Annotated in this window: 10 protein-coding genes; 9 read left to right on the top strand and 1 reads right to left on the bottom strand. The window is 35.1% G+C overall.

The window, feature by feature from the left end; translation table 11 throughout:
- The first annotated feature begins 11 nt into the window (after positions 1-11).
- From AC07SW_RS08145 to AC07SW_RS08125, 5 genes are all read left to right on the top strand, one after another.
- Positions 12-1,292 (top strand): NCS2 family permease, encoded by a 1,281-nt coding sequence (locus tag AC07SW_RS08145; RefSeq protein WP_135018166.1) that lies wholly within the window; start codon positions 12-14, stop codon positions 1,290-1,292.
- A gap of 68 nt (positions 1,293-1,360) precedes the next feature.
- Complete coding sequence (deoB, locus tag AC07SW_RS08140; RefSeq protein ID WP_034568379.1) at positions 1,361-2,527, top strand: phosphopentomutase; 1,167 nt, start codon at positions 1,361-1,363, stop codon at positions 2,525-2,527.
- Positions 2,528-2,553: 26 nt separating this feature from the next.
- Positions 2,554-3,375 (top strand): purine-nucleoside phosphorylase, encoded by an 822-nt coding sequence (locus tag AC07SW_RS08135; protein ID WP_135018165.1) that lies wholly within the window; start codon positions 2,554-2,556, stop codon positions 3,373-3,375.
- A 196-nt stretch (positions 3,376-3,571) separates the two neighbouring features.
- Complete coding sequence (locus tag AC07SW_RS08130) at positions 3,572-5,377, top strand: LapB repeat-containing protein (protein ID WP_311908686.1); 1,806 nt, start codon at positions 3,572-3,574, stop codon at positions 5,375-5,377.
- 149 nt (positions 5,378-5,526) lie between these two features.
- Positions 5,527-6,057 carry an HdeD family acid-resistance protein gene (locus AC07SW_RS08125; RefSeq protein ID WP_034568381.1) on the top strand — a complete coding sequence of 177 codons (531 nt, stop codon included), beginning with the start codon at positions 5,527-5,529 and terminating at the stop codon, positions 6,055-6,057.
- 58 nt (positions 6,058-6,115) lie between these two features.
- On the opposite strand, the gene AC07SW_RS08120 is transcribed toward AC07SW_RS08125, so the two are convergent.
- Entirely contained in the window at positions 6,116-7,579 is a 1,464-nt protein-coding gene (locus AC07SW_RS08120) for a helix-turn-helix domain-containing protein (protein WP_119908443.1), read from the bottom strand.
- Positions 7,580-7,733: 154 nt separating this feature from the next.
- Between AC07SW_RS08120 and AC07SW_RS08115 the strand changes: the two genes are divergently transcribed.
- The 4 genes from AC07SW_RS08115 (at position 7,734) to AC07SW_RS08100 (ending at position 14,230) form a co-directional block, all read left to right on the top strand.
- On the top strand, positions 7,734-10,880 hold the full coding sequence (locus tag AC07SW_RS08115; protein WP_494632631.1) for a hypothetical protein: 3,147 nt from the start codon (positions 7,734-7,736) through the stop codon (positions 10,878-10,880).
- 41 nt (positions 10,881-10,921) lie between these two features.
- Positions 10,922-11,479, top strand: coding sequence for a WxL domain-containing protein (locus tag AC07SW_RS08110; protein ID WP_034568387.1), 558 nt, complete (start codon positions 10,922-10,924; stop codon positions 11,477-11,479).
- Positions 11,480-11,538: 59 nt separating this feature from the next.
- Positions 11,539-12,573: a WxLIP family cell surface protein gene (locus tag AC07SW_RS08105; RefSeq protein WP_494632630.1), complete on the top strand. Its 1,035-nt coding sequence runs from the start codon at positions 11,539-11,541 to the stop codon at positions 12,571-12,573.
- Between the two features lie 262 nt (positions 12,574-12,835).
- A complete protein-coding gene (locus tag AC07SW_RS08100; RefSeq protein ID WP_034568389.1) occupies positions 12,836-14,230 on the top strand; it encodes an L-cystine transporter in 1,395 nt (464 codons plus the stop codon).
- The last annotated feature ends 47 nt before the right edge of the window (positions 14,231-14,277 follow it).

Here is a 14,277-nt window from a genome sequence, read left to right as displayed (position 1 = left end):
TGAGGGACACTATGAATTTATTTAAGTTAAAAGAAAAAAAGACGACCGCTAAAACGGAGATTATTGCAGGGCTGACTTCCTTTTTCGCTATTTCCTATATCGTAATCGTCAATTCGGTTATTTTAAAGGATGCTGGAATACCTGCTGAACTAAGTGTTTTTGCCACAATCTTTATCTCGGCAATTGGGTGTTACTTGATGGGGATTTTTGCAAATGCACCGATTATTTTAACCCCCGGTATGGGAGTGAATGCTTTTTTCACGTATACGTTAGTAGGAACTTTGGGCTTGCGTTGGCAAGAAGCAATCGGCGTGATGATGGTTTCCAGTTTGATCTATTGTGTGATTGCTTTTTCAAAAGCCAGTGATGTCTTGTCGCGAGCAGTGCCAGATACGTTGAAGCACGGTATTACTTGCGGAATAGGGTTGTTTTTAGTCATGATTGGTTTAGAAAAGGGGCAGTTGATTGTAGCTGGCGATAAAAGTTTAGTGGCATTAGGAGACTTAGCTAATCCACACGCGATGTTAGCTATTTTTGGCTTAATTTTAACCTTGATACTTGTAATTCGCAATGTACAAGGTGGGATGTTTATTGGCATTTTAGCAACGACGATTTTAGGGGTACTTTTTAAAATTCAAGATGCTGGTGAAGGCAGTTTTTCCTTGATGAATATTGTTGATTATCCTTCAATTATGGGACAAGGCGATTTTTCTGGGCTATTCTCGTTAAAATTCATGATGGGTGTTTTTTCGTTAACGATGATTCTAGTCTTTGAATCAATGGGATTGCTTCAAGGTTTAATGGAAGAAGCGAGTACCGTGGATTTTAAGAAAGCTTTTAGAATGAGTGCAGTGACAACTTTCCTATCAGGTATTTTTGGAACAAGCCCAACCATTGCAGCAGCTGAAAGTGCTTCTGGTATTGAAGAAGGTGGTAAAACAGGCTTAACAACGATTGTTTCAGGAACTCTTTTTTTAGCAACCCTCTTTTTCATTCCGTTGTTATCTTATGTGCCACAAGCAGCGATTGCCCCAGTAATTTTAATTACAGGCGCATTAATGATGAAGAATTTACAACACATTCAATTTGACGATTTTACAGAGTGGTTTCCAGCCTTCTTGATTGTCGTATTAATTCCATTAACATCAAGCATTGCAGATGGGATGGCAGCTGGATTTGTCTTTTACCCAATCGTAAAATTGGTAAGCGGAAAAAAATCAGAGATTCATCCAATTCTTTATGGAATTTCAGCGTTATTTTTAATGTATTTAGTTTTAAATGCACTAATTTAAAAGCGTGCAATTTAGTGGTGACGTGGTAAAATAAAGTGAGTGAATAAAATACGAAGGGATTGATGAAAATGTTTAAACGTGTACATTTAGTCGTGATGGATTCAGTTGGAATTGGGGAAGCACCAGACGCAGAAGCTTTTGGAGATAAAGGCAGCGATACATTAGGGCACATTGCTGATATCGCAGGATTAGATATTCCAAATCTAGAAAAATTAGGGTTAGGAAATATTCGTCCATTAAAAGGCGTAAAAGAAGTCAAAGAAAATCTTGGCTATTACACAAAATTAGAAGAAATTTCTGTTGGAAAAGATACAATGACAGGCCATTGGGAAATTATGGGCTTAGATATCAAAACGCCTTTTAGAGTCTTTCCAAATGGTTTTCCACAAGATTTATTAGATAAAATCGAAGCTTTTTCAGGTCGTAAAGTGGTTTGTAATAAACCTTATAGCGGAACGGCTGTCATTGACGATTTTGGGCCACAACAAATGGAAACTGGAGATTTAATTGTTTATACATCCGCTGACCCAGTGTTACAAATTGCAGCCCATGAAGACATTATTCCATTAGAAGAGCTATACAAAATTTGTCAGTATGTTCGTGACATTACATTAGACGATCCCTACATGATTGGCCGCATTATTGCGCGTCCATTTGTTGGAACTCCAGGTAATTTCCAAAGAACGAGCAATCGACATGACTATGCCTTAAGTCCATTTGGCGAAACCGTCTTGGAACAATTAAAAGAAACCGGTAAAGACGTGATTGCCATTGGTAAAATCAACGATATTTTTAATGGCGTTGGAATGACCGAAATGGTTCGTACAAAGAGCAACATGGATGGCGTGGATCAATTGCTAACCATCATGAACAAAGAATTTACTGGCTTAAGCTTCTTAAACTTAGTTGATTTTGACGCACTATTTGGTCATCGTCGCGATGTTGAAGGGTATGCCAAAGCGATTGAAGAGTTCGACGGTCGTTTGCCAGAAATTTTAGCAGCGATGGAAGAAGATGATTTATTATTGATTACAGCAGATCACGGAAATGACCCAAGCTTCCCAGGAACAGACCATACGAGAGAATATGTTCCACTATTAGCTTATTCACCAAAAATGACAGGACATGGTGCTTTGAAACAAGGTCATTATGCTGATATTTCGAAAACCGTTGCTGAAAACTTTGGTGTTAAAGGTACAGAAAACGGCGTAAGTTTCTTATCTGATTTAAAATAGAACAACATAAAGGGGACAACTACAAAATGACAAAAACGTTGCAAGCTAAAATTGATGAGGCAGTAGCATTTATTCAAGAAGCAGGAGTAGCTAAAGTTGAAGTCGGGCTGATTTTAGGTTCTGGCTTAGGCGAATTAGGTGATGAAGTGGAGCAAGCGACTGCTATTCCTTACGATAATATCCCTAATTTCCCAGTTTCAACAGTTGAAGGACACAAAGGCCAGTTGGTTTATGGTACATTAGGTGGTAAACAAGTCTTAGCAATGCAAGGACGCTTCCACTATTATGAAGGCTATTCGCTAGAAACCGTTACTTTCCCAGTTCGCGTAATGAAAGCATTAGGCGTTGAAACAGTAATTGTTACCAATGCAGCGGGTGGTTTAAATGAAACCTTTGAACCGGGTGAATTAATGTTGATAACCGATCACATCAATTTCACAGGTGTAAATCCATTAATTGGACCAAATGATGCATCAATGGGACCTCGTTTTACAGATATGAGTGAAGGGTACGACCGTAAATACCAACAAATCGTTCGCGATGTTGCTAAAAAAATGGACTTGAATTTAAAAGAGGGTGTGTATATGGGCTTTACGGGTCCAACATACGAAACGCCTGCTGAAATTCGATTTGCACGCGTTATTGGTGCAGATGCAGTCGGCATGTCGACTGTTCCAGAAGTAATTGTTGCGCGTCACGGCGGAATGAAAGTGATTGGAATTTCTTGTATCACTAATTTAGCTGCAGGTATGCAAGCAACGTTGAATCATGAAGAAGTTGTTGAAACGACACAGCGAGTAAAAGAATCCTTCAAAGGATTGGTAAAAAATATTTTAGTTGAAATTTAAAAAGAATAAAATGAGGCCTACTGTTATTAAACAGTAGGCTTTTTTGCTAGAATAAGAGAAGTTTTCAGAAACGGTTATTTCATTTGTGATTAAAATATGACGATAGTTAAATAATAAAATCATTAAAAATAAATAACAATTCACATTTAAAAGTTAAGATGATAAATTAGTATAAACCAAGGGGGGAGCTACTAATATGTTAAAAAAAATAATAGTGGGGGCACTATTGTGTACAGTTTCACTAAACACTGGTTTTAGTGTTTTAGCAGAAGAAGTACAACCGAAACCAATATCAGAGCCTACGCAAAAAATGAGTGAATCAGTATTGATTCCAGATGTTATTTTAAAAGGTTATTTAAACAGTCTTCTAAAACAAAGTAGTGATGCGGAAATTACAAGAGAGCAGTTAGCTACAATTAAATCGGTTAATTTATCAAGTACTACAATTACTGATTTAACAGGACTAGAATATGCAACAAATTTAGAAACCTTTATATTACAAAATACTCAAGTAACTGATTTAACACCAATTGTTGGACTGACAAATCTAAGCTACATGACACTAAGTGGTGGAAATGTAACAAATGAATTGATTCCAGATCTTCATCAATTAGTGAATCTACAATCCTTATCAATTACGAGTACACTTGTTGATAATACTATTTTTCAAAAATTTAATCATTTGCCAGTCTTAAGATATTTCTATCTTCAAAATAATATGCGCATTACGGATATCAGCGCATTAGCTTCACTACCATTGTTAGACACACTATTTGTTCAATTTGATGGAATCAATGATTTTCAATCAATCAGTCGCTTTCCTAGTCTAAAAAATTTGGCGGCTTTTGGTCAAAATACTGGGAGACAAGATCCTCATCAGTCTATCAACAGTACAGATTTAACTTTTAATGAAGAAACACAGACTTTATTTATTCCTTTTACAATTATGACGAATCGCCTAACAAGTTTTGATGGATTTCAAGCACCTTTTTCAATGTCCACCTCATCAAGCAATACGTATTTAGAATTTAATGGTACCCAAGTAGATAATTCAAGATTAGCAATTGATTCAATGGGAATTACCGTTAACGGCGTTGACCGTGCAGCTTTTGATGATTTAAATGAGTTACATTACAATGCACGTTATGATAATCCGACAGGTTCGTATCCAACACCACCTGGTATGAGCTATGTTATTTCTTCAGGAACGTATTTTCAATATTTTGATATTCGCCATAGTATTCAGTTGACTGCTGATCCTACCTATTCTTATTTAGAAAATGAGGCAGTCGATGAAGCTCAATTTCTAACCGATGTCCATGCTAAAACAGACGATAACAGTCCGATTACAAGTAATTTTGCAACAGTCGTTGATTTTTCGAAACCAGGGAATTATCTCGTGACTTTAAACGCAAAAAATGCAGCAGGACTAGTTGCCCCGTCTGTAACGGTAGATGTAACAGTATTGCCAAAGCCAATTATTACAGCAGAACCAACTATCACATATGATCAATACACAGAAAAAACTGAAGCTGATTTTTTAAGTGAAATCGCTGGAAAAACCAGTGATGGCAGTCCTGTCACAAGTGATTTTTTATCTGCAGTTGATTTTGGAAAAGTAGGAGAGTATGAAGTTCAATTGAATGCAGTTAATGAACGAGGCCAAAAGGCAGACCCAGTTACAGTTAAAGTTCGAGTCCAACCGACTGAAGAAGCGATTGTTCCACCACTCCCTTTACCAATTGATCCAGAAAATCCAGTGCCACCTACAGTCGAACCAAATCCAAATCCAAAACCAACCGTTTCAGATAAAATAGAGAATCAACCATTTAAAGAAAATCAAAAAATCAGTAAAGGTAAGTCTGTAACGACAAAAATGAATGAAGCGAAAAAGTTTCCACAAACAGGAGAAGCTAAACAAATGAAGATTGGATTTGTTGCTCTTGTTTTATTGGTTACTAGTTTAGTTATTTTAAAACGACCTACTAAAGTCAAACAATAATTTAAAAACAGCCCTGATAAGCTAGTAGCTAATATACTAACTCATCAGGGCTATTTGAATAGTGTTATATTTTTATTGACACAAGTGCAATCATTTGAAGGGAGATTTGATGTCTGCTATCATAAAATTAGAAGAAGGAGATGTTACGAATGAAAAATCAACGTACAATGATCAAATGGAGCGAAATTATTGTTGGGATTATTTTTCTCATTGCAGCCTATTTCGCATTTATTAGTCCTGTTGCGACACTGTTAAGTTTTGCTATTTTATTTGGACTAGCTGCTATTTTTAGAGGGATTATTGCTATTATTGGCTATTCAGATTTAAAGAAAGTCACTGGACAAAATGCGACCCTAGCTTTAGTGATTGGGATTTTAGAAATTATTGTCGGAATTGTTTTTCTCTTTAATATGGGACTAGCTGTTTCAGTATTAGCTTATACCTTTGCATTTTGGTTTATTATTGATTCCGTATCTGGCTTGTTAAATGTAAACCGCACAAGAGCTTTAGGAAATGGCGCTTATTGGTTTAGCTTTATCATTAATTTACTAGGTGTTGTGATTGGGATTAGCTTACTATTTAATCCAATTACGGCTGGCTTAACGCTATCGTTCCTAGTCGGTTTTTATTTCCTACTATTTGGTATTGAAAGTATTGTATTAGGAATTATGAAAAAATAAGTTAAAAAAATCCAGTTAAATCAGTTGATTTAGCTGGATTTTTTGATACATAATTAAACTACCGCTGGTTTTTTTCAAGAAGATACAAAATCAACGAATACAGTTGATAAAATTGTTTTGTTCCGTCAGATTGGTCCAATAAGAAAAAGGACGCGTCTTTCTTCGTTGAAAAGATCATATAATCAGAAATAATCAAATCGGCATGATTTGAGTTGGTTGTAAAGGTAAGAACCGATTCATTAAAAATTGAAACCAGTTTGTAAACGAGAGTCTTTTCAAAGACAATATTTCCATTAAAGTTAAGATAAATACTCACATTTGTATTGCTTTGAGATTCAATAATCAAGTAGAGCGTATTGACTAGCGTATAGCGATACGTTTCTTTTTTTTCAGCTGTCCAAACAAGGTTGTCCGTTTGAAAAGAATCATAGCAAGTGATGACTTTTTCACGAACAGAATCCTGTGTAGATGCTTCATCTTTACTATGAAGGTAAACTTCTTTAAAGTCATATTGAAAATAGTCCATTGCATACAGATGAATGACTAAGATATAAAACCATTGTTTAAAAAGATCTGAATTTGGCTGTAACTGCTGGATATGAAACGAATTTGTTACATGCTGAACCATATCTTTTGCCAAATCAACTAGCGGTAAATTAACCGAAAGTAGTAACTTATCTCCATTTTGAGTTCGACTAGAATGGGAATCTAAACTAGGGATAAAGATGCGTAAACAGCACCGAATAAAGGTTCTTAAAACAGAAGAATCTTTAGCAACAGGCAATTGCTGAACTAATTTTAAAATAGCAGAATCTTTAAATTCAGCCTCAATTTTTTTTGAATCAATATCTGAATAAATAAGTGTATCAAAGAGGCAGCTTAGGTATACATTTTCATCTAATTGAATTTGGTCGGAATCTAACTGTAAATTTTGTATCATTTCATCCACTGAAAAATTATGGTATTTAATTGTTTGACTGGTTGAATGAGCAGATAGAGAATGAAGAGCTAAGGTCATTAAATAACGGAACATGAAAATATCACTTTCTCGACCAACCAGAGAAACAAATTTATTTTGAATCGTTAAAGTTAAATGGAACTGGTTGATTTTTTCATTAATTATGGGGATAAGTTGGTAAATATAAGGGTTTGAAAGAGTTAATTTCGTTGAAATATCCACTAAAGCATAGTCTTTTCTTTCAAAAAATAGTTGCATGAATTGATAGCTAGAAGAAAGGTTTAGATAGTGAACGAACAAAGTATTAACAATCGAAACAGAAGAGATTTGATACTGTTGTTTAGGAGTTAAGAAGAGGCATTCTTCCTGAAAATCCAATACAAATTCAAAACCAATTTGTTCTAGATCATTGATTAAATTTTGAAGTTGTCTTAACACAGAAGCTTTTGATAAGGCTTCTTTTTTTTGAAGAGAGGCGATGTCATTGTTTTGAGAAAAAGTCAGGCTGTAATACAAATTAATTTTAGTAGCTTCATTTTTTTTAATAAAATTTTGTAGAAACATAGTAGATACTCCTAACTATTTTTTGATTATTTGTTATTTAATTCGTTATGTAAAAAATAAAAAAATTAAAAAAAAGAGAATAACTAAATAGATTGAGCAAGTATAAGAGTTGAATTATACTGTTTAAGAAATCAAGAGTGTAAGGAGTTGACCCATGAATAAAAAAAGATTATGTTGTTTCATCGTACTTAATATCTTCGTTATTTTAACAATGTTCTCCTCAGAAATCAAGGCAACTGACATTCAAGATGTATCTTTGTCTTATAACGAAAAAAATCAACCGTACATTAGTGTGAAGATGGTTGGAGAGGCTTCAACCATGACAATTCAATTTCTAAATCAAGTGGCGCTTGATTTAGAAACAACGAAATTAAAAAATCCTGATGTAATTATTACGGATCAAGAAAACCAACGAACAGTCGATTTTCAGATAAACAATACAGTTAAAGAGGTACGACTATTTTTCAATCCTCAAACAGTAGAAAGTGGAGAAATCGAAATCAAACAAAATAATCAAGTCCAAACCTTGAAGCTTGTTAATAAGGAACCAGAAAAAGAGTCTAGTGTAGAATCTACAACACTAGAACAAAAAGATTCTGCTGAAGAATCAGGCGAATCATCGGCAGTACTAAAAGAGTCAGAGCAATTAACAGAATCTGCGGTGGAAGTGATTGATGAAACCGAGCCAAACACTGACATGCCGGAAACGAAAGACCTTTACAAACAGTCTCAAACAGTACAAGAACTCTATGAAGAGGATATCAAAAAAGAAGGTTGGCAATCTAATGAAGAGAACAACTACTTAGTGAAGTCGATTTCTGATAACCAAAGACTGTCTTATGGTTTTGCCAATGGCTCAGACATTTTTTTGACTGATTTATTTTCAACAGATGCTGCTGGACATAAATTAAGTTATCGACATAATATCAATACGGGTTCAAATCGTTCCGTGCGTTCATATTACTTTCAAGAAGAGTCAGATTACAAAGAGCTAGATGATGTGAAGTTACAATTTGTATCAAAAAAAGGAGAGTCCATTCGAGGATACGGTGAATTCACAGTTTCCAACAAAGTTGTCGTTGATGTATGGACTTACCACGTTCTTGTAAAAGTAACATTAACTGCAGATGCAATGGGAAATGTAAAAAAAGAAGTAGAATACAAACGCGTGGATAAGCCGATTATCGACCTTACACCATTAAAAATTGGTTATTCAGAATTAACCGATACCGATTTAAATGGGAAAGATGGAGTAGATGTCAATTATATTGGAAATAAAAAAGGGATGTATATTGAAAGCGATCCTTATAAAGTCATGTTTCATGTTTTAGATAAGGATGGACCAAATCAATGGAATGCAGGACCAGGGAGAAAATTTTTAGTTTGGGCGACGACACCATCTGATTTTTTTAGTAAACCATGGGGAATCTGGACCACCATTCATGGTGCTGAAAATGTTGAAGGAAAACCAAGTGAACTTATCAAGCATTACGATGATTCGGCTGTTGGTTTCCGTTGGAATGCTGAAACTTTAAAGCCAAAAAGTAGCCGTACTTTTAGTTATAAAATCAACTTAGGAGAACCAAAGCCACCGAAGTTGATTTTGGAGGATATTCCTTCTTCCGTATTGAATGGGGAATTTTTCCCAACAGATATTAGCGGTACTGTGGTGGATGAAGATAGTAGCAAAGTAGCACTTCACTACTGGGTTGATGAAGAGAAGGAAGGGACCTCGGTTAATGTTGACACGGCTTCCCATCAGATTCAAAATGTCACAATTAAAAAAAATGATCTTAATCAGTATTTAACCTCAAAAAAATTAAGTACCGGCAAACATACGCTCTATTTTGTTGCTCAAGACGAGGAAGACCATTCCTCTAAAGTGGTTGAAAAAGAATTTACAATTGTAAAATCCGGAGATAAGTATATTTTTGATGCCACGCTTAAAAATCAATCAAGCTTTATTAATGCCATTCATGTAGGCGATAAGCTTCACTACAAAATTTTCTTTGAAAATCTTAAGATTGCTAATCTAGCAGGACGTTTTATTAATGAAATTCCAGTAGAATTACAACTAGATAAAGATTCTGTTAAAGCAACAGTTGATAAACAAGACATTGGAAAGTCTCTTTTAATCAGCACAGATCGAATTGCTATTAACGATTTACCTTTGAAAAAAAATCAAATTTTTCTACTTGAATTTGATGTAACGGTTAAAGACAGTGGGCTTAATAAAATGCTTGTTGACGTTATCAACGAGTCGAAATTTAAGAATGAGACGATTGAAGTGAAGCAAAAATCGCTAGGAAGCGAAGGGGAAATTTTAGACAATCCTAAGCCCTACATTTCTTTTAGTACCCCAGAAGAAGAGGTTATTGCAGGTGAAAGTGCCAACTTGAATTTTGAAATTGGAAATCAATTAACAAATGTAGAAGATTTCACTAAAAAAGCGACAACCGAAAATGGTGAATGGCGACAAGTTCAATTTTTATTGCCACCTAAATCAAAAGAAATCAACTACGAAAAAGTGGAATTACTAGATAGTAAAGGCCAATTGATTGCGTTGATGAATAGTAGTGGAGATGTAGCTTACTCTAACGAAGAAGATCAACAACACATTCAGCTTTCTTATCAGCAAGCAGATGTGACAAAAAATAAGGAAATTCTTGAATCTCCTTTTAAAGAAAATCTCAAACCAGAAGAAAAAGCAGTTTATGTCGCTATTGATTCTATTGCAAAAGGAGAATCCTATCAAATTAAAGTAGAGGCTAAAATTGATAAAACAATCAAAGAACAAATAGTCGAATTTAAATCATTTGTCAGTGGAAACAACGAAGTGAATGATGATAAGTCTATCGAATTGGGCATGTCATATATTGCCATTAAACCTGCAGCTGAGTTGAAGGTCCTCGTACCTAATGATATTTTTTTTGAAGCCAAAGCTGATTCCTCAATTTTAGAAACTAAGGGGCAACGACTTTATCCAGCTAAACCTTTTACAGTCCAAGTCATCAACACAACAGATAATCCTAATTGGTCACTAGCAGTTACAGGTGAACTCGAGCCGATTACTGGTGGAAGTGGAAACAAAGCTATTAAACTTTCCTTGTTAGATGGCAAGCCAATCACCGGTACAGTTTCCTCAAAAGATCACACTTCAACAATTGCCTTTAAATCAAAGCAAACTGATGAAGGCAATGATTTAGTTGGGATACTCACAAAAGCTACTCGATCAGGTGCTTATAAAGGCACGATTACGTGGCAATTAAACAACGTTATAACGGCTGACGACCCACGTTAGCTTAATATATAATAAAATTTAAAAGAAAAGGAAGATGAGAAATGAAAAAATTAGTAGTTAGCTCAGTAATTTTACTTGGAGGCGTTAGTACACTTGCAACAACAACTTTTGCAGCTGGAAATGAGGCAATCGTTAATACAGATAATACTTCAAAGGTAACAGGGAACGTAGCAGGCGGAAGCTTAACAGCTAAAATCGGAGATGTTGCCTTTGGCGATACGAAATTAGCCGTTAATGATAAAAATCAAGTGACAATCGAAGATACAGATGCACTATCATCAATAAAAGGTCAAGTAGTAGATTTACGTGGTGAAACAGGTCAATGGTCATTAGTTGTATCAAGCTACGAAATGAAAAATGCAGCAGACGAAACGATTCCAAGTGCGCAAATTAACTTTGAAAAAGGAACAGATTTAAAAGAATTTTCTTTAACAAATGATGAAGAAAAAGTATTGCCATTTAATTCAAAAGATTTTGAAATCAGTGAGTTACAACTACGTTTCAAAGAAAATCCAAAAGAATTGAAAAAAGGTGCGCTTAATGGTGTAATCCACTGGACATTACAAGCAACACCTGAGAAAGAAGATACATTTAGATAAAAAAAGCCAGACAAAGCAGAGGGATCTTGGTCCCTCTATTTTGATAGAAAGGATCCATTATGAAAAAACGACTTAGTCTATTTATAGCGTTCTTAATGTTGCCACTAATGGGACAAACCGCATATGCAAGTGAAGGAATATCCATAACGGTTCAACCCATTTTACCAGAAAATCAGCGTCACAAAGAGCTATCTTATTTTGACTTGCACATGGAAGCTGGGCAAGCTGAAGAAATTGGCTTGAAAATAACAAATCAATTAGATGAGACGATTCAAGTAGAAGTTGCGCCACATAATGCTTTTACCAATAATTTAGGAGTGATTGATTACAGTCAAGAAACACCAAAGTTAGAAACAGAAAAAGCGCACACCTTAGTCTCGATGCTGTCTGAAAAACAACTTGTAACCTTAGCACCACATGAAGAAAAAAACGTGATGTTTCAATTAAAAATGCCGGCTGACTTTTTACCAGGTGCAGTCTTAGGAGCTTTTTATGTCCATCAAATCGAAGCAGGAAACACGGATAAATCAGAAAATAAAGTAACAATCAGTAATGATTTTTCTTACGTGGTAGGGGTGAAGCTTTCTGAAAGCGATCAACTATTAAAACCCAAACTAGCGCTAAAAAGTGTTCGTGCTGGGGTGGACGAATCAAATCATACTTCAATTCTAGCAAAAATCGCTAATCAAGAAGCGACAATTGTAAGAAAATTAGCCATCAAGTCAAAGGTAATTGAAAAAGGAACAAGTAACGTGTTGTACGAATCCACGGAAGAAAATCTTTCAATGGCACCTTATTCTTCCTTTGATTATGCCGTATCTTTAGAAAATCAAGAATTAAAAGCTGGAGAATATGTAGTGGAACTTGAAGTAAGCGATATTGATCACAATGAGTGGCAATTGAAAAAAGAGTTGACTATCAAAAGAGACGAAGCTAAACGATTTAACCAAGCTGCATTTGATGTAGAAAAAGAACCATTTAATGTTAAATGGATTTATTTATTAGTAGGAATTATTGTTGTCTTATTAATTGGCATAGGATCTTTAGTAGTTAAAATAAAAAAAAATGAAAAGAAAACAGCTTTCAAAAAATAAATTTGAAAGCTGTTTTTTTTGGATAAAATAACTGTTTTCTTCTAAAAATGCACTTTTTTTTTAATTATTAACAATTAGTGTTGCATTTTTATTGCGTTACTTACTTTTTTAATGTAAAATTTAACAATCACTGCTAATTGAGTTTAATTCTCAGTAGTAGGACAGTTGCATTTATGTGTGGCTTGTCTGGGACCTTTAATCTTATGATATATCATCCATTTCCCCGTCATAGGAAGTGGACAACTAAAGGGAGGATTTATCCATGACAAATCTTATTAGTATTATTCTTATCTTGGTATTCTTTGCTGCCGCACTTTACGGCTTCTATTGGATGCAAAAGAAACACGTAAAATTTTCAACGCGTGTCTTTACCGCACTAGCTGTAGGTATTGTATTTGGTGCCATTATTCAAGTTATTTTTGGGGCACAAAATGATGTAACCACTCAAGCAATTAGTTGGGTGAGCATTGTAGGAAATGGGTATGTCAGCTTGCTTCAAATGTTGATTATGCCATTAGTATTTGTTTCGATTGTCGGAGCATTCACTAAGTTAGAAGTTTCTAAAAAATTAGGTAAAATTAGTTTTACCGTAATTGGAACGCTATTAGCAACGACCGCCGTTGCCGCGTTAATTGGAATTTTTAGTGTTTTCGTCTTCAATTTAGACGGAGCAACCTTTGTCCAAGGAGAAGCAGAAACTGCTCGTATTGAAGCATTAGCTGAAAGACAAGAAGCAGTGAAAGATTTAACAATTCCAGAACAAGTAGTTAGTTTTATTCCAACAAATGTCTTTTCTGATTTATCAGGCACACGCTCAACAAGTACGATTGCAGTTGTCATTTTCTCTGCATTTATCGGAATTGCGTATCTAGGTGTGAATAAGAAAGATCCTGAAACAGGCGAATTTTTTGCGAAATTAATCAATAGTTTATATAAAATCGTGATGCGAATTGTCACGCTAGTTTTACGTTTAACACCGTACGGAATCTTAGCTTTAATGATTAAAGTAACTGCAACAAGTGATGTCAAAGCCATTTGGAATTTAGGTAAATTCGTTGCCGCTTCCTACTTTGCATTGGCCATCGTATTGATTATGCACTTATTGATTTTAGTTTTTGTTAAAGTGAACCCATTACAATATTTGAAAAAATCATCAACTGTTCTTGGTTTTGCCTTTACATCAAGATCAAGTGCTGGAGCAATGCCTTTAAATATTGAAACTCAAACAAAAGCATTAGGTGTGGATGATGCCACTGCTAACTTTGCTGCCAGTTTTGGTTTATCAATTGGTCAAAATGGATGTGCGGGTGTCTATCCTGCAATGCTAGCAGCGATTGTAGCACCAACAGTTGGGATTGATGTGTTTAGTCCATTATACATTTTGACAATCGTAGCAGTTGTTACAATCAGCTCATTTGGTGTAGCAGGTGTGGGTGGTGGAGCAACATTTGCTTCATTAATCGTTTTAGGCTCATTGAATTTACCAATTGCTATCGTAGGATTGGTTATCTCAGTTGAACCACTAATTGATATGGCAAGAACAGCTATCAACGTTAGTGATAGCATGGTTGCGGGTATTGTCACTTCAAAACGTATCAATGAATTTAATTCAGACGTTTTAAATGATAAAGACGCAGTTATTGAATCAAGCATGTAGTCCTAAGAAGCTTCTATAAGAGACCATCTTATAGAAGCTTTTTTATT

Source organism: Carnobacterium sp. GW821-FHT04C06, from assembly GCF_059420345.1.
This window is presented reverse-complemented; position numbering and strand designations above follow the sequence as displayed.

What these genes read in the sequence shown, in the direction of transcription:
- AC07SW_RS08145 (WP_135018166.1), top strand. Translation starts at nt 12, where the DNA reads ATGAATTTATTTAAGTTAAAAGAAAAAAAGACGACCGCTAAAACGGAG.
- AC07SW_RS08125 (WP_034568381.1), top strand. Translation starts at nt 5,527, where the DNA reads ATGAAAAATCAACGTACAATGATCAAATGGAGCGAAATTATTGTTGGG.
- AC07SW_RS08135 (WP_135018165.1), top strand. Translation starts at nt 2,554, where the DNA reads ATGACAAAAACGTTGCAAGCTAAAATTGATGAGGCAGTAGCATTTATT.
- AC07SW_RS08130 (WP_311908686.1), top strand. Translation starts at nt 3,572, where the DNA reads ATGTTAAAAAAAATAATAGTGGGGGCACTATTGTGTACAGTTTCACTA.
- AC07SW_RS08105 (WP_494632630.1), top strand. Translation starts at nt 11,539, where the DNA reads ATGAAAAAACGACTTAGTCTATTTATAGCGTTCTTAATGTTGCCACTA.
- AC07SW_RS08120 (WP_119908443.1), bottom strand. Translation starts at nt 7,579, where the DNA reads ATGTTTCTACAAAATTTTATTAAAAAAAATGAAGCTACTAAAATTAAT.
- AC07SW_RS08115 (WP_494632631.1), top strand. Translation starts at nt 7,734, where the DNA reads ATGAATAAAAAAAGATTATGTTGTTTCATCGTACTTAATATCTTCGTT.
- deoB (WP_034568379.1), top strand. Translation starts at nt 1,361, where the DNA reads ATGTTTAAACGTGTACATTTAGTCGTGATGGATTCAGTTGGAATTGGG.
- AC07SW_RS08110 (WP_034568387.1), top strand. Translation starts at nt 10,922, where the DNA reads ATGAAAAAATTAGTAGTTAGCTCAGTAATTTTACTTGGAGGCGTTAGT.
- AC07SW_RS08100 (WP_034568389.1), top strand. Translation starts at nt 12,836, where the DNA reads ATGACAAATCTTATTAGTATTATTCTTATCTTGGTATTCTTTGCTGCC.